Here is a 15529-nt window from a genome sequence, read left to right as displayed (position 1 = left end):
TTACTGCCTGAGCTTGTGCTCGTCCACCTTCAGCGCATCGGCGAGGCGCGCCTTGGCTGAACCGGGCTTCAGCGGCTTTTGCTGGCTCTCGTGCGCAGCCCATCCCGAGACATAGATGATCGAGAAGGTGGCGCGGATGCGTCCGTCGGGATCGGCATAGCGTTCGGCGTAGATCTCCGCTGCGCGCAGGAAGAAAGCGCGCGTCAGCGGCATGCGGCCGCGGGCTGCAAGCGGATTGCTCATGCCCATCGCTCTCAGATCCCGCATCAGCGGAAAGAGCGAATCATAACGTACCGTGTAGTTCTCCGCGTCGATCACCGGCAGCGTGAAGCCGGCGCGTTGCATGAGATTGCCGACATCGCGCACATCAGCGAAGGGAATGACACGCGGGCTTGCGCCACCCGTCATCTCGACCTCGGCGGCCAGCAGCACCTCGCGCAGTTCCTGCAACGTGCCGGCGCCGGGGATCGCCGCCAGAAACAGGCCATCCGGCTTCAGGGCGCGGCGGATCTGGATGAAGACGCCCGGCGTATCGTTGGTCAGATGCAGGCTGAGCGGCGCAAGGATGAGATTGACCGATTGCGGTTCGAGCGGCACGTCCTCGAGCGGCGCCTCGATCAAGTTTTCGCCTGGCCCGGCATAGGCCTTGTCGCTTTCGACGCGGATCATCGTGCCGATCTTGCCCGTCGCCAGTGCGGCCCGGGCGGCAGCACCGGTCGCGCCATGCAGTTCGACGGCGGTCTCGAAAGTCCGCTCGACCACGGAAAGCCTCTCGGCCATTTCCTCAGCGGCGATGTCGAGCAGGAAGGCGGCTTTCGGGTCGTTGTTTACAAGCGCGCGGCGGCGATGTGCGGCGATCAGGGCTCTGTCGAAGATCGTTTCCATGGCGATGTCCTTAGTCTCGTGCCGCCTGTGCGGCAAGACGATTTTCCTTTCGCGAAGAACACGCTAGTCTCTGCGGCATGGGCCTGATCAACATCGAAAAACCGTCAGAGTTCCTGCGGACGCATCTCTTGCGGCCGTTTTCGGCGCTTGCTGATTTCTTTTATCCACCCGCCTGCTCGGTCTGCGGCATTTCGACCGGCGGCCATCGCGGGCTCTGCGCGAAATGCTGGTCCGGTATCCGCTTCATCGAACGGCCCTATTGCGAGGTGCTCGGCATTCCCTTCTCGCATGATCTCGGCGCCGGCATCCTCAGTGCTGAGGCGATCGCCAACCCGCCGCCCTTCGACCGGCTGCGGTCGGCGGCGACCCACGACCGTGCCGTCCGCGATCTCGTTCATGGGCTCAAATATCGCGATCGCACCGATCTGGCGCCGATGATGGCCGCCTGGATGCTGCGCGCTTCCGACGGGACGGTCGAGAGCTGCGATGCGCTGATCCCGGTGCCGCTGCACCGTAGCCGTATGCTGACGCGCAAGTTCAACCAGGCAGCAGAGCTTGCCCGCCATATGGCAAGGCTCTCGGGCAAGCCGCTGCTTGCCGCCACGCTTATGCGCGTCAAGCGCACCAGCCAGCAGGTCGGCCTTGGCGCCAAGGCGCGCGAAGACAATGTCAGGGGCGCTTTTGCGATCGCCAAGGGTTGCGAAAACGACATTTTCGGCAAGCGCATCGTCCTTATCGACGACGTCTATACAACGGGGGCGACGGTCGCCGCGGCAAGCCGGACACTGCGCAAGGCGGGTGCGACCGACATAACGGTTTTGACCTTTGCAAGGGCTCTCTCCGAGCCTATATGACAGAAATACCCGGCATCGGTCTGGAGAGATTATGGTACGCGTCACCATCTATACACGGCAGTTCTGCGGCTATTGCACCCGCGCCAAGTCCCTTCTCGAAGAAAAGGGTGTCGAATATGTCGAGCACGACGCGACCTTTTCGCCGGATCTTCGCCAGGAGATGATCGGCAAGTCGAACGGGCGTACCACTTTTCCGCAGATCTTCATCGGCGCCGATCATGTCGGCGGTTGCGACGATCTCTTTGCGCTCGATCGGGCCGGCAAGCTCGACCCGTTGCTGGCGGCTTGAGGAAGAACCGATGAGCTTCAAGGCCGCCGCTGTCCAGATGTGCTCCGGGGTCGATCCGGTGAAGAACGCCGCCGCCATGGCGCGGCTGGTGCGCGAGGCCGCTGGCCAGGGCGCGACCTATGTGCAGACTCCCGAGATGACCGGCATGCTGCAGCGCGACCGTACAGCGGCACGCGCCGTGCTTGCCGACGAAGCGCATGATATCATCGTCAAGACCGGCTCAGAGCTCGCCATAGAACTCGGCATCCACATGCATGTCGGTTCGACGGCGATTGCCCTTGCCGATGGCAAGATCGCCAATCGCGGTTTCCTGTTCGGTCCCGACGGCAGGGTTCTCAATCGCTACGACAAGATCCACATGTTCGACGTCGACCTCGACAATGGCGAGAGCTGGCGTGAAAGTGCGGCCTATACGGCCGGCTCGGAGGCCCGCGTCCTGTCGCTGCCTTTTGCCGAAATGGGCTTTGCGATCTGTTACGACGTGCGGTTTCCCGCGCTCTTCTGCGCCCAGGCGGTGGCCGGCGCCGAGGTGATGACAGTTCCTGCCGCCTTCACCAAGCAGACCGGCGAGGCGCATTGGGAGATCCTGCTCAGGGCACGCGCGATCGAGAACGGGGTCTTCGTCATCGCCGCCGCGCAGGCCGGCCGGCATGAGGACGGGCGCGAGACCTTCGGCCATTCGATGATCATCGATCCCTGGGGCACGGTTTTGGCGTCGGCCGGCGCCACCGGCGAGGCGGTTATCGTCGCCGAGATTGATCCCGCCGCGGTCAAGGCCGCACATGACAAGATCCCGAACCTGAGGAATGGTCGGGAATTCTCGGTCGAGAAGATTGCGGGGGCAATCGCCGGAGGCGTCGCCGCTTGATCCGCTATTCCCTCACCTGTGACAATGCCCATGAATTCGAAGGCTGGTTTTCGGAAAGCGCCGATTTCGATCGTCAGGTCGAAACCGGTTTCCTGACCTGCCCGGTCTGTCATTCCGCCGCCATTTCCAAGCTGTTGATGGCGCCTTCGGTGTCGACCGCGCGCGGGAAGGACGAGAGGCAGACGCTGGCGATGGATGCCATGCGCCGCGAGGCCCTGCAAAAACTCAAGGAGGCCGTTGCGGCGGTCAAGGCCAATTCCGAGGACGTCGGCACGCAGTTTCCCGAGGAAGCCCGCAAGATCCATTACGGCGAGGCGGATGCCCGCGGTATCATCGGCCACGCGACGGTCGACGAGGCGCAGGCGCTCTTGGAAGAAGGCATCGAGATCGCGGCCATTCCCGTTTTGCCGGAGGACGTGAACTGACATGCAGTCGGCGCGTCTGGCCGCCTATCTGCATCTCGCGCTGCTGAAAGTCTAGCCGGCTTATTGACGGCGCGAACTATGCCGACCGCTTCGCCAGCAGCATATAATTCACGTCCATATCCTTGGACAGGTTCCATTGGTTCGACAGCGGATTGAAGAAGACGCCGGTGCGGTCGCTGATCTCAAGGCCGCTTGCCACCAGCGGCTTTTCTAGTTCTTCCGGACGTACCAGTTTTTCGTACTGATGTGTGCCGCGCGGCAGCCAGCGCAGAATGTTCTCGGCGGCGAAGATGGCAAGCGCTGCCGCCTTCATCGTGCGGTTGATGGTGGCAACGAAGATCAGGCCGCCGGGGCGGACCATTTTCGCGCAGGTGGTCATGAAGAATTCGACATCGGCGACGTGCTCGACAACCTCCATGTTCAAGACGATATCGAAGGTCTCGCCAGCCTCAGTGAGTTCCTCGGCGGTGACGGCGCGATAGTCGACCGAAACGCCGGAGGCCTTCGCATGGGTGGAGGCGATGCCGATATTCTTCTCGGACGGATCGGCGCCGACGACGGAGGCGCCCATGCGGGCGACCGGTTCGGACAACAGGCCGCCGCCGCAGCCGATATCGAGCACGCGCAGGCCTTCGAGCGGGCGCGCGCTTTTCGGATCACGGCTGAAATTCTCGCAGGCTTTGTCGCGGATATAGGAGAGCCGGACGGGATTGAATTTGTGCAGCGGCTTGAACTTGCCGGTCGGGCTCCACCATTCCGCCGCCATCGCCGAGAAGCGGTCCACTTCGCCCTGGTCGATCGTGCTTCTGGCGCCTTCCGTCATCGTCCGCTCCTTCATTCGTGACATGTGAAGTCGGACGATCGGGGGCATAAGTCAAGAGGCGCAGATCAGGGGACTGACAAGCACGGAGCCGCTCGCCAATAGCTTTTGTCGCGCGCGCTTGCCTCCCCCCGCCAAACTCGCTAAGAGACGCCGCAACTTGGGGCCTTTGGGGCCTGGGCTTTTAGAGCGATTCCAGAAGTTGGGAATCCGGCTCTCTGGCCCAAACGGTCTGCCCCAGAGCTTTCGTGATGCCGGGTCCGGTTTTCCGCTTCCCGGCGCCAGTCGTGGTAGAGGCATATGGCACGCATTGTAATGAAATTCGGCGGCACGTCCGTCGCTGACCTGGACCGCATCAAGAACGTTGCCCGCCATGTAAAACGCGAAGTCGATGCCGGGCACGAGGTGGCGGTGGTGGTGTCGGCTATGTCCGGCAAGACCAATGAACTGGTCGGCTGGGTCCAGGGCACGCCGAAGGTGATCGGCGCCAATTCTCCGTTCTACGATGCGCGGGAGTATGATGCGGTGGTCGCATCGGGTGAGCAGGTGACCTCCGGTCTGCTGGCGATCGCATTGCAGGCGATGGATATCAATGCGCGTTCCTGGCAGGGATGGCAGATCCCGATCCGCACCGACAACGCGCACGGCGCGGCACGGATCATGGAGATCGACGGTTCCGACATCGTCAAACGGATGGGCGAGGGGCAGGTCGCCGTGATCTCCGGCTTCCAGGGGCTGGGACCCGACAACCGTATCGCGACGCTCGGGCGCGGCGGGTCGGACACTTCGGCCGTCGCAATCGCGGCAGCTGTCAAGGCGGATCGCTGCGATATCTATACCGATGTCGACGGCGTCTACACGACCGACCCGCGCATCGTGCCAAAGGCGCGCAGGCTGAAGAAGATCGCCTTCGAGGAAATGCTGGAAATGGCCTCGCTCGGCGCCAAGGTACTGCAGGTGCGCTCGGTCGAGCTTGCCATGGTACACAAGGTGCGCACCTTCGTGCGCTCATCATTCGAAGATCCCGATGCTCCGGGCATGGGCGATCTGTTGAACCCGCCCGGAACGCTGATTTGTGACGAGGAAGAAATCGTGGAACAGGAAGTAGTCACCGGCATCGCCTATGCCAAGGATGAGGCTCAGATCTCGCTTCGCCGTCTTGCCGACCGGCCGGGCGTTTCCGCGGCGATCTTCGGGCCGCTCGCCGAATCCCATATCAATGTCGACATGATCGTCCAGAATATTTCCGAGGACGGGTCGAAGACCGACATGACCTTCACCGTGCCATCAGGCGACGTCGAGAAGGCGATCAAGGTGCTCGGCGACCATAAGGAGAAGATCGGCTACGATGTCGTGCAGAACGAATCGGGGCTGGTGAAAGTATCGGTCATCGGCATCGGCATGCGCAGCCATGCGGGCGTTGCCGCTACCGCATTTCGTGCACTTGCCGAAAAAGGCATCAACATCAAGGCGATCACCACCTCCGAGATCAAGATTTCCATCCTGATCGACGGTCCCTATGCAGAACTCGCTGTCAGGACTTTGCATTCCTGCTACGGTCTGGATAAGAATTGATTCCCAGTGGGCGGCCTGCCCCTTCAGGTTGAGGAGACGAGGGCCGGCCCGCCGGGACTGAGTGCGTTGTTTCGGGAGCTTGAGACGCCATGAGAGACCTTTCCGGCGGTCCGCGCGTGCTGCTCAGGCGGCTGCGCGAGTTGATGGCGGAGCCGCTGGAGCCGCAGGATCGTCTTGACCGGATCGTCCGCCAGATCGCCGGCAACATGGTGGCGGAGGTTTGCTCCGTCTATGTGCTGCGCGCCGACGGTGTCCTCGAACTCTATGCAACCGAAGGCCTCAACCGCGAGGCCGTGCATCTGGCGCAACTGAAGATGGGGCAGGGCCTGGTCGGCACGATCGCGGCCTCGGCCCAGCCGCTCAACCTTTCCGACGCGCAGTCGCACCCTGCCTTCCGCTACCTGCCGGAAACGGGCGAAGAGATCTACCATTCCTTCCTCGGCGTGCCGATCCTCAGGACCGGGCGCTCGCTCGGTGTTCTCGTTGTGCAGAACAAGGCGAGCCGCAATTATCGCGAGGAAGAGCTGGAAGCGCTCGAGACGACGGCGATGGTGCTTGCAGAGATGATCGCCACCGGCGAGCTCAAGAAGATCACCAAGCCAGGCCTCGAACTCGACCTGACGCGTTCGGTCACCGTCGACGGCGACACTTATAATGACGGCATCGGCCTCGGTTACGTCGTGCTGCACGAGCCGCGCATCGTCGTCACCAACCTGCTGAACGAGGATGCCGAGAAGGAAATCCGGCGGCTGGCCGAAGCCATGGGCTCGCTGCGGATCTCGATCGACGACATGCTGTCGCGTCGCGACGTGTCGATGGAGGGCGAACACCGCGAGGTGCTCGAAACCTATCGCATGTTTGCGCATGACCAGGGCTGGGTGCGCAAGCTCGAGGAGGCGATCCGCAACGGCCTGACGGCGGAAGCAGCAGTCGAGAAGGTGCAGAGCGACACCAAGGCGCGGATGATGCGGTTGACCGACCCTTATCTGCGCGAACGCATGCATGATTTCGAGGATCTGGCGAACCGTTTGCTCAGACAGTTGACCGGTTATACCGGCCGGACGTCCGGCGAAGGTTTCCCCAGCGATGCGATCATTCTGGCGCGCGCCATGGGAGCAGCCGAACTGCTAGATTATCCGCGTGCCAATGTCCGCGGGCTGGTGCTGGAAGAAGGGGCGGTAACAAGCCATGTGGTGATCGTCGCGCGCGCCATGGGCATTCCGGTCATAGGTCAGGCGGCGGGCGTGGTGGCGCTCGCCGAGAATGGCGATGCCGTGATCATCGATGCCGACGAGGGACATGTGCATCTGCGGCCGATGGCCGATCACCGGCGTTCCTACGAGGAGAAGGTTCGCTTCCGTGCCAGGCGGCAGGAGCAGTTCCGGGCGCTGCGCGCCGTCGAGCCGGTGACCAAGGATGGGCAACGGATCGCGCTGATGATGAATGCCGGCCTGCTGGTCGACCTGCCGCAGCTTTCGGAATCGGGCGCCGAGGGCATCGGCCTTTTCCGCACCGAGCTGCAGTTCATGATCGCCTCCACCATGCCGAAGGCGGAGGAGCAGGAGCAGTTCTACCGCAATGTGATAAAGCAGGCGGCGGGCCGCACTGTCACCTTCCGTACGCTCGATATCGGCGGCGACAAGGTCGTGCCCTATTTCCGTGGCCATGAGGAAGAAAATCCCGCCCTCGGCTGGCGCGCCATCCGGTTGTCGCTCGACCGGCCGGGTCTGTTGCGCACCCAGTTGCGTGCTCTGCTGAAGGCATCGGCCGACACCGAGCTGAAGCTGATGGTGCCGATGGTGACCGAGGTTTCCGAGCTGAAGATGGTGCGCGAGCTCTTGCAGAAGGAAGTGCAGCATCTGTCGCGCTTCGGCCACGGGCTGCCGCGCAAGCTGCAATTCGGCGCGATGCTGGAGGTGCCTGCATTGCTCTGGCAGCTCGATGAACTGATGGAGGCGGTCGATTTCGTCTCGGTCGGTTCGAACGACCTCTTCCAGTTCTCGATGGCGGTCGATCGCGGCAATGCGCGGGTTTCGGACCGCTTCGATCCGCTCGGCAAGCCGTTCTTACGCATCCTGCGCGACATCGTACGCGGGGCGGACCGGAACAAGACACCGGTGACGCTCTGCGGCGAACTCGCCAGCAAACCGATCTCGGCGATGGCGCTGCTCGGCATCGGCTTCCGCTCGATTTCGATGTCGCCGGCCTCGATCGGGCCGGTGAAGGCGATGCTGCTCGGGCTGGATGTCGGGGCACTGACGAAGGCGATGGACGAGGTGCTGGACGATCACCACGCCTTGATGCCGATGCGCGAGGTGCTTGCCCGCTTCGCCGAGAGCCACAATATTCCCCTTTAGACAGAGATTAAGAAGAATCGGAGTGAAGGGTGGCGAAGCTTCCCGTTGAAAAGATGCGCGAGCTGGAACGTCGTTTCGGCGAGATCGAGGCGCGCATGTCGGCTGGCCCGGCTGCCGATGTCTATGTGAAGCTCGCATCCGAATATTCCGAGCTGCAGCCTGTCGTGACGAAGATCCGCGTCTATGAGAAGGCGGTCGCCGAGCTTGCCGATCTCGAAACGCTGCTCGAGGACAGGTCGGTCGACCGCGAGATGCGCGAACTCGCCGAGCTGGAGCTGCCCGAGGTGAAAGAGCAGATCGAGGTGCTTGAGCAGGAGATGCAGATCCTGCTTCTGCCGAAGGACGCAGCCGACGAAAAGAGCGCGATCCTCGAAATCCGCGCCGGCACGGGCGGCTCGGAAGCGGCCCTTTTCGCCGGCGATCTCTTTCGCATGTACGAGCGTTTTGCAGCGGAAAAGGGCTGGAAGGTGGAGGTGCTCTCGGCGAGCGAGGGCGAAGCCGGCGGCTACAAGGAAATCATCGCGACGATCACCGGCAGGGGTGTCTTTGCCAAGCTGAAATTCGAATCCGGCGTGCATCGTGTGCAACGCGTGCCGGAAACCGAGGCGGGTGGGCGTATCCATACGTCGGCCGCAACGGTTGCGGTGCTGCCGGAGGCCGAGGAGATCGACATCGAGATCCGAGCCGAAGACATCCGCATCGACACGATGCGCTCTTCGGGTGCTGGCGGCCAGCACGTCAATACGACGGACTCGGCAGTGCGCATCACCCATCTTCCGAGCGGCATCGTCGTCACCAGTTCGGAAAAATCGCAACACCAAAATCGCGCCAAGGCGATGCAGGTGCTGCGCTCCAGGCTTTACGATGCCGAGCGGCAGAGGGCCGATAGCGAGCGCTCTGCCGATCGCAAGAGCCAGGTCGGCTCCGGCGATCGCTCGGAACGTATCCGCACCTATAATTTCCCGCAGGGGCGGGTAACGGACCATCGCATCAATCTGACGCTCTATAAGCTCGACCGGATGATGGAAGGCGAGATCGAGGAGGTCGTCGACGCGCTGATGGCCGATTACCAGGCCAGCCAGCTGGCGCAGCTCGGCGAGCAACAATGAGCTCGACGGTCGCCGATATGCTTGCCGATGCGCGCCGCCGCTTCACCGAAGCAGGTATCGTCGACCCGGCGACCGATGCGCGGCTGCTGGTCGCGGGCCTTCTGAAACTGTCGCCGACCGAGCTGTTGACGCGATCGGCCGAGAGGCTTTCTGCTGAGCAAGCCGAAGCGATTTTCAGGGCGCTGGAGCGGCGCCTCGGTCATGAGCCGGTGCATCGCATTCTCGGCGAGCGGGAATTCTATGGCCTGCCACTTCGGCTCTCGGCGGAAACGCTGGAACCGCGGCCGGATACGGAAATCCTGGTCGATACGGTTCTCGTCTATCTCAAGGACCTTGCAAAGGTGCAAAGCCGTCTCCATATCCTTGACATGGGAACCGGGACGGGGGCGATATGCCTTGCGCTTTTGAGTGACTGTCCTGATGCGTCAGGTGTCGGCAGCGACATATCGGCGGATGCACTTCTGACGGCAAGATCGAATGCAGAAAGAAACGGATTGCAGGATCGTTTTCAGGTCGTACAGTCGAGTTGGTTCGAGAACATCCAGGGATCCTTTCACGCGATTGTCTCAAATCCGCCCTATATTGCTTCCAATGTCATTCACGATCTCGCTCCCGAAGTGACCAAATTTGATCCGGCTGCGGCTCTGGATGGCGGCCCGGATGGGCTTGACGCTTACAAAGCCATAGCCAAGGATGCGGCAAGGTTCATCAGGCCCGATGGGGTCGTCGGACTGGAGATCGGCTACGATCAGCGAAACGACGTGACGGCGATCTTTGAAGCGAAGGGCTTCAGGTGCCTCAAATCCGTAAAAGATTATGGTCAGAACGACAGGGTGCTCGTGTTCGCGCTCGCGTGAGAGACGATAATGCGGCATTGAACAGGACATTATTGTTATTGCGAAGAAAAGGCTTGGATTTCCCGGTGAAGCAATATAGGTTGCGGTCACGTGTTGGGCAGATAGGAATGAACGAGATTCGTTCGGTACTTGGTTTGCCTCGGGGGTCCGCTCTTTTAAACGAGAGTTTCAACGGTTGAACACGACCCAATGCGTGAATCAGTCAAACTGACTTGAGAACCAAGCGGCAGGTCGGCGCAAAGGCGCAGTATGCTCGCGGCACAAAGGTCCTGACCCGGTTTTCCGGTCATGGCGGTTGGTGCCATGTATCCATCACAAACAGAGAATTCAGGTGAACGATCTATGAGGCCAGGACAGCAGAACAAGCGCGGTCGAGGGCGTGGCAACAATAACAACGGCGGCGGTGGAAATAACAATAACAACAATTTCAACCGCAAGGGCGGCAATCCGCTGACCCGGACCTATGACAGCTCCGGCCCCGATGTGAAGATTCGCGGTACTGCGCAGCATATCGCCGAAAAATACGCACAGCTCGCCCGCGACGCCCAAAGCTCCGGCGACCGCGTGATTGCCGAGAATTATCTCCAGCACGCCGAACATTATAATCGTATCATCGCCAGCGCCCAGGCGCAGATGCAGGAACGCTTCCAGCGCGACGATCGCGGCGAGTACAATGATCGCGACGGTGCGGACCGCGACGGCGACGACATGGACAACAATGACAATGAGAATGACAATGACGGCGACGATGTCGTTATCGTCCAGCCGCCGCAGAGCAGGCCGCACCAGCCGCAGCAGAGCAGACAGCACCAGCCGCAGGCACAGCCGAAGCCGGTAGCCGCTCAGGCGCCTGCGCCGGCACCCCAGTCCGAGGTCATCGATGGAACCGGCCCGCAGCCGGAGATCGAAGGCATTCCGGCCGAAGTCGCCATGGACGAGGAAGGTGCCGGCGGCCAGCCGCGCGAACGCCAGCCCCGCCGCCGCAGCACCGGCAGCCGCCCCCGTCGCCCGCGTCGGGGTGCCGAGGGCGAAGAAGCAGCCGCTGAAGGCGAAGGTGCCTCTGCCGAGGCGCCAGTGCTGGCTGACGTCACATCGGAATGAGGATTTCGCTTCCCCTTCAGGGAGAGCGTGACGCTCATGCCATCTACTCGAATTAGCTTGAAAATCCCCGGCCTTGTGCCGGGGATTTTCATTTTATGGGCTCTTTAAACTCGCTGAACAGGCTACCATATTCTCTTCGAACTGCTTCGCCCGAATCCCAGCCGGGCAAAGCGCGACCTGCCTTTTCAGGGGGTCGATCTCAATCATCGGTCTGCGCCTCGTCAGGGCAGGGCGATCCATGGAGGCAGAATATGAATATCGAGAAATATTCGGAGCGGGTGCGCGGTTTCATCCAGTCCGCCCAGACCTATGCGCTGGCGCAGGGTCACCAGCAATTCACGCCCGAACATGTGCTGAAAGTCCTGCTCGACGACGATCAGGGCATGGCGGCGTCGCTGATCGAGCGCGCCGGCGGCGATGCCAAGGCCGCCCGCCTGGCCAATGACGCGGCTCTCGCCAAGTTGCCGAAGATCTCCGGCGGCAACGGCAACATCTATCTGGCACAACCGCTCGCTAAGGTCCTTTCGACCGCCGAAGAAGCGGCGAAGAAGGCCGGCGACAGCTTCGTAACCGTCGAGCGCCTGCTGCAGGCGCTGGCGATCGAATCCTCGGCCTCGACCTTTTCGACGCTGAAGAACGCAGGCGTGACGGCCCAGGGCCTCAACCAGGTCATCAACGACATCCGCAAGGGCCGGACGGCGGATTCCTCCAATGCCGAGCAGGGTTTTGACTCGCTGAAGAAGTTCGCACGCGATCTCACCGCCGAAGCCCGCGAGGGCAAGCTCGACCCGGTGATCGGCCGCGACGACGAAATCCGCCGCACCATCCAGGTGCTTTCGCGCCGTACCAAGAACAATCCAGTGCTGATCGGCGAACCCGGCGTCGGCAAGACGGCGATCGTCGAGGGCCTGGCGCTGCGCATCGTCAACGGTGACGTGCCGGAATCGCTCAAGGACAAGAAGCTGATGGCGCTCGACATGGGCGCGCTGATTGCCGGTGCGAAATACCGCGGCGAATTCGAGGAGCGGCTGAAGGCCGTGCTCAATGAAGTCCAGGCGGAAAACGGCGAGATCATCCTGTTCATCGACGAGATGCACACGCTGGTCGGCGCCGGCAAGGCGGATGGGGCGATGGATGCCTCCAACCTCCTGAAGCCGGCTCTTGCCCGCGGTGAGCTGCATTGCGTCGGCGCGACCACGCTCGACGAATACCGCAAACATGTCGAGAAGGATCCGGCCCTTGCCCGCCGCTTCCAGCCCGTCGTCGTCGATGAACCGACGGTCGAAGACACGATCTCGATCCTGCGCGGCTTGAAGGAAAAATACGAGCAGCATCACAAGGTGCGCATCGCCGATGCGGCGCTGGTGGCTGCGGCGACGCTTTCCAACCGCTATATCACCGATCGTTTCCTGCCGGACAAGGCGATCGACCTGATGGACGAGGCGGCAGCGCGGTTGCGCATGCAGGTGGATTCCAAGCCGGAAGAGCTCGACGAACTCGACCGCCGTATCATGCAGCTGAAGATCGAGCGCGAAGCGCTGAAAAAGGAAACGGACGTCGCGTCTGCCGACCGTCTGAAGCGGCTTGAAACCGAAGTGACCGATCTCGAGGAACAGGCCGATGCGCTGACGGCCCGCTGGCAGGCGGAAAAGCAGAAACTCGGCCTTGCCGCCGATCTCAAGAAGCAGCTCGATGATGCCCGCAACGAACTGGCGATCGCCCAGCGCAAAGGCGAATTCCAGCGTGCCGGCGAGCTGACCTACGGCGTCATTCCCGATCTTGAAAAGCAGCTCGTCGATGCCGAGAAGCAGGATGGCGACCGCGGCGCGATGGTGCAGGAGGTGGTCACCCCCGACAATATCGCCCATATCGTTTCCCGCTGGACCGGCATTCCGGTCGACAGGATGCTGGAGGGCGAACGTGACAAGCTGCTTCGGATGGAAGACGAACTGGCGAAATCGGTGATCGGCCAAGGCGATGCGGTTCAGGCCGTGTCGCGCGCCGTCCGCCGCGCGCGCGCCGGCCTGCAGGATCCGAACCGGCCGATCGGCTCGTTCATCTTCCTCGGCCCGACCGGCGTCGGCAAGACGGAGCTCACCAAGGCGCTCGCCCGCTTCCTCTTCGACGACGAAACGGCGATGGTGCGCATGGACATGTCGGAATATATGGAGAAGCACTCCGTTGCCCGGCTGATCGGTGCACCTCCCGGCTATGTCGGTTATGACGAAGGCGGAGCGCTGACGGAAGCCGTGCGTCGCAGACCCTATCAGGTCGTGCTGTTCGACGAGATCGAAAAGGCGCATCCCGACGTCTTCAACATCCTGCTGCAGGTGCTGGACGATGGACGCCTGACCGACGGTCAGGGCCGGACGGTCGATTTCCGCAACACGATGATCATCATGACCTCGAACCTCGGCGCCGAATATCTGACGCAACTGAGGGATGGCGACGACAGCGACACGGTTCGCGAGCAGGTGATGGAGGTCGTGCGCGGGCATTTCCGGCCGGAATTCCTGAACCGCATCGACGAGATCATTCTGTTCCATCGCTTGAAGCGCGAGGAGATGGGCGCGATCGTCGATATCCAGCTGAAGCGGCTGGTGGCTTTGCTGTCCGAGCGCAAGATCATCATCGATCTCGACGAGGAAGCCCGGCACTGGCTGGCGAACAAGGGTTACGATCCGGTCTACGGTGCAAGGCCGCTGAAGCGGGTGATCCAGAAGTTCGTGCAGGATCCGCTGGCCGAGCAGATCCTGTCCGGCCAGGTGCCGGATGGATCGACGGTGACGGTGACGAGCGGTTCGGACCGGCTGCAGTTCAGGACGAGGCAGACGGTGAGCGAAGCAGCGTAAATCCAGTTTGCCGGATGAATGAGAAATGGCGGCTTCGGCCGCCATTTTTCGTTGGATGGTCGGGGCCGTTTGTTGGAGGGGAAGCAGCGTAGATGGACGCTACTTGCTCGCCACCTGGTCCGGCGTCTGGTTGTTGAGCAGCGTATCGATGCGTTTGCGCTCGTCTTCGAATTTCGCCAGCGCCTCGCCCTGCAGCGATTTGCCGCCCGGCAGGCGGATGCGCAGCGGATCGACCTTGGTGCCGTTGACGATCAGCTCGTAATGCAGGTGAGGGCCGGTGGATTCGCCCGTCGTACCGACCCAGCCGATCACCTGGCCCTGGCGGATCTTGGCACCGGGGACGACGCCCTTGGCGATGGCGCTCTGGTGATTGTAGGAGGATTCATAGCCGTTGGCATGGCGCACGATCGTCTGGTTGCCGTAACCGCCGGAATCCCAGCCGGCTTTTTCGACCGTGCCGTTGCCGGCGGCGATGATCGCCGTGCCGCGCGGTGCAGCCCAATCGACGCCGGTGTGCATGCGGGCAAAACCGAGGATCGGATGGCGGCGCATGCCGAAGCCCGATTTGAAGATGCCGTTCGGAACCGGGTTACGCAGCAGGAACTGGCGGATGCTCTTGCCGTTCTCGTCGAAATAATCGACCGTGCCGTCTTCGGGGTCCTGGAAGCGGTAGAAGCGCGTCTGCGTATCGCCGAAACGGGCGTTGACATAGAGCAGTTCGGAATCCTCGGTCGCCTGACCAGCGCTGTCGGCGACGGAGAAGAAGGCTTCGAGACTGTCGGTCGGCCTCAACTGCGCCTGAAAATCGACATTGCTGGCGAGCAGCTTGATGATCAGCGCCGTCATATCCTTGGTCATGCCGTAGGAAAGGGCAGCACGATAGATGCCGTCATAGACGCGCGGCAGGTTCTGGCCGGGGGGCGGTGCGAACGAATTGTCATCGAAGGCGGTGGCGATGGCATCCAACATCGGCGGCTCGCTGCCGGGCACATATCTGCCCTTGTCGTCGACGGCTACGGTGACGAGATGGCGCGTGCCGCGATAGACGCTGGCTCGGATGATCTTTGCCTGTTCGCCCTTCTGAATGATGCCGATGCGCAGCACATCGCCCTTGTCGAGATCACCAGAACCCAGTTGCTGCGCGATATAGCCGGCGATGCCATCGGCATATTGCTGCGGATAGCCTGAATCCGTCAGCGCCTTGGCGATGGGCGTGTCGACGCGCACCGGCAGGATGTCGTCGGCGAATTCTTCGGTCTGCGGCGTGATCGATTCCGATGCGGAGACCGTCATGTTCTGTTCGAGCACGCGGGCGGACAGACCGGCGGTCAGATCGACATCGGCATCCTCGTTGGAGAAACGACGCGGATCGACGTAATAAAGGGCTGCGAGCTGCGTGTTGCCGTCGGTCAGCACCGAGCCGTTGGAGCGCACATTCTCTTCGACCTCCTCGAGCGACAGGCCGGATGCCATCTGCATGCTGGTCTTGCCGGTCGGGAAGGGAATGGTCTTCAGGCTGACTTCGGATTCGACGTCG

General features: G+C 62.1%; 13 protein-coding genes (1 of these 13 cut by a window edge). 10 read left to right on the top strand and 3 right to left on the bottom strand.

The genetic code is table 11. The features are described from left to right. Nucleotides 1-885 (bottom strand): methyltransferase domain-containing protein, encoded by an 885-nt coding sequence (locus tag AC2444_RS19340; protein ID WP_012759139.1) that lies wholly within the window; start codon nucleotides 883-885, stop codon nucleotides 1-3. 77 nt (nucleotides 886-962) lie between these two features. Between AC2444_RS19340 and AC2444_RS19335 the strand changes: the two genes are divergently transcribed. From AC2444_RS19335 to AC2444_RS19320, 4 genes are read left to right on the top strand one after another with little or no spacing between them, the layout of a single operon-like run. Next, the gene (locus AC2444_RS19335; RefSeq protein ID WP_128406141.1) at nucleotides 963-1739 is read left to right on the top strand and encodes a ComF family protein; all 777 of its coding nucleotides are present in this window, start codon (nucleotides 963-965) and stop codon (nucleotides 1737-1739) included. Between the two features lie 31 nt (nucleotides 1740-1770). Beyond that, nucleotides 1771-2028: a glutaredoxin 3 gene (grxC, locus tag AC2444_RS19330; protein WP_012759137.1), complete on the top strand. Its 258-nt coding sequence runs from the start codon at nucleotides 1771-1773 to the stop codon at nucleotides 2026-2028. A gap of 10 nt (nucleotides 2029-2038) precedes the next feature. Continuing rightward, entirely contained in the window at nucleotides 2039-2896 is an 858-nt protein-coding gene (locus tag AC2444_RS19325; RefSeq protein ID WP_012759136.1) for a carbon-nitrogen hydrolase family protein, read from the top strand. Further along, nucleotides 2893-3321 carry a DUF1178 family protein gene (locus AC2444_RS19320; protein WP_012759135.1) on the top strand — a complete coding sequence of 143 codons (429 nt, stop codon included), beginning with the start codon at nucleotides 2893-2895 and terminating at the stop codon, nucleotides 3319-3321. The genes AC2444_RS19325 and AC2444_RS19320 overlap by 4 nt, the downstream gene beginning before the upstream one ends. Nucleotides 3322-3397: 76 nt before the next feature. Here AC2444_RS19320 and ubiG read toward each other — a convergent pair whose 3' ends face one another. Then, nucleotides 3398-4144 carry a bifunctional 2-polyprenyl-6-hydroxyphenol methylase/3-demethylubiquinol 3-O-methyltransferase UbiG gene (ubiG, locus tag AC2444_RS19315; protein ID WP_012759134.1) on the bottom strand — a complete coding sequence of 249 codons (747 nt, stop codon included), beginning with the start codon at nucleotides 4142-4144 and terminating at the stop codon, nucleotides 3398-3400. Nucleotides 4145-4441: 297 nt separating this feature from the next. Here ubiG and AC2444_RS19310 point away from each other — a divergent pair, with 297 nt between their 5' ends. From AC2444_RS19310 to clpB, 6 genes are all read left to right on the top strand, one after another. Next, complete coding sequence (locus AC2444_RS19310) at nucleotides 4442-5716, top strand: aspartate kinase (RefSeq protein ID WP_017995292.1); 1275 nt, start codon at nucleotides 4442-4444, stop codon at nucleotides 5714-5716. Between the two features lie 89 nt (nucleotides 5717-5805). Continuing rightward, nucleotides 5806-8073, top strand: a complete 2268-nt coding sequence (ptsP, locus tag AC2444_RS19305) for a phosphoenolpyruvate--protein phosphotransferase (protein ID WP_012759132.1) — start codon at nucleotides 5806-5808, stop codon at nucleotides 8071-8073. A 29-nt stretch (nucleotides 8074-8102) separates the two neighbouring features. After that, complete coding sequence (prfA, locus tag AC2444_RS19300) at nucleotides 8103-9182, top strand: peptide chain release factor 1 (protein ID WP_012759131.1); 1080 nt, start codon at nucleotides 8103-8105, stop codon at nucleotides 9180-9182. Beyond that, nucleotides 9179-10039 carry a peptide chain release factor N(5)-glutamine methyltransferase gene (gene prmC, locus AC2444_RS19295; protein ID WP_012759130.1) on the top strand — a complete coding sequence of 287 codons (861 nt, stop codon included), beginning with the start codon at nucleotides 9179-9181 and terminating at the stop codon, nucleotides 10037-10039. Before prfA ends, prmC begins: the two co-directional genes overlap by 4 nt. 342 nt (nucleotides 10040-10381) lie before the next feature. Beyond that, nucleotides 10382-11140 carry a DUF4167 domain-containing protein gene (locus tag AC2444_RS19290; protein ID WP_012759129.1) on the top strand — a complete coding sequence of 253 codons (759 nt, stop codon included), beginning with the start codon at nucleotides 10382-10384 and terminating at the stop codon, nucleotides 11138-11140. Nucleotides 11141-11391: 251 nt separating this feature from the next. Further along, a complete protein-coding gene (gene clpB, locus AC2444_RS19285; RefSeq protein ID WP_012759128.1) occupies nucleotides 11392-13992 on the top strand; it encodes an ATP-dependent chaperone ClpB in 2601 nt (866 codons plus the stop codon). Between the two features lie 99 nt (nucleotides 13993-14091). Here the strand turns inward: clpB and AC2444_RS19280 are convergent, their stop codons facing one another. Beyond that, nucleotides 14092-15529, bottom strand: partial view of a M23 family metallopeptidase gene (locus AC2444_RS19280; RefSeq protein WP_017995288.1) — the 3' portion only. It continues 503 nt past the right edge of the window; 1438 of the gene's 1941 nt are visible here — the last part of the coding sequence; its start codon lies off the right edge, out of view; it ends in the stop codon at nucleotides 14092-14094.

Source organism: Rhizobium sp. WSM1328, assembly GCF_057653715.1.
Note: the sequence above shows the minus strand (reverse complement) of the source record. Positions and strands in the feature narration are given on the sequence as shown.

Bases quoted from the DNA above. Each gene is read 5' to 3' on its own strand.
- AC2444_RS19340 (WP_012759139.1), bottom strand. From the start codon at position 885: ATGGAAACGATCTTCGACAGAGCCCTGATCGCCGCACATCGCCGCCGC.
- AC2444_RS19335 (WP_128406141.1), top strand. From the start codon at position 963: ATGGGCCTGATCAACATCGAAAAACCGTCAGAGTTCCTGCGGACGCAT.
- grxC (WP_012759137.1), top strand. From the start codon at position 1,771: ATGGTACGCGTCACCATCTATACACGGCAGTTCTGCGGCTATTGCACC.
- AC2444_RS19325 (WP_012759136.1), top strand. From the start codon at position 2,039: ATGAGCTTCAAGGCCGCCGCTGTCCAGATGTGCTCCGGGGTCGATCCG.
- ubiG (WP_012759134.1), bottom strand. From the start codon at position 4,144: ATGACGGAAGGCGCCAGAAGCACGATCGACCAGGGCGAAGTGGACCGC.
- AC2444_RS19310 (WP_017995292.1), top strand. From the start codon at position 4,442: ATGGCACGCATTGTAATGAAATTCGGCGGCACGTCCGTCGCTGACCTG.
- ptsP (WP_012759132.1), top strand. From the start codon at position 5,806: ATGAGAGACCTTTCCGGCGGTCCGCGCGTGCTGCTCAGGCGGCTGCGC.
- prmC (WP_012759130.1), top strand. From the start codon at position 9,179: ATGAGCTCGACGGTCGCCGATATGCTTGCCGATGCGCGCCGCCGCTTC.
- AC2444_RS19290 (WP_012759129.1), top strand. From the start codon at position 10,382: ATGAGGCCAGGACAGCAGAACAAGCGCGGTCGAGGGCGTGGCAACAAT.
- clpB (WP_012759128.1), top strand. From the start codon at position 11,392: ATGAATATCGAGAAATATTCGGAGCGGGTGCGCGGTTTCATCCAGTCC.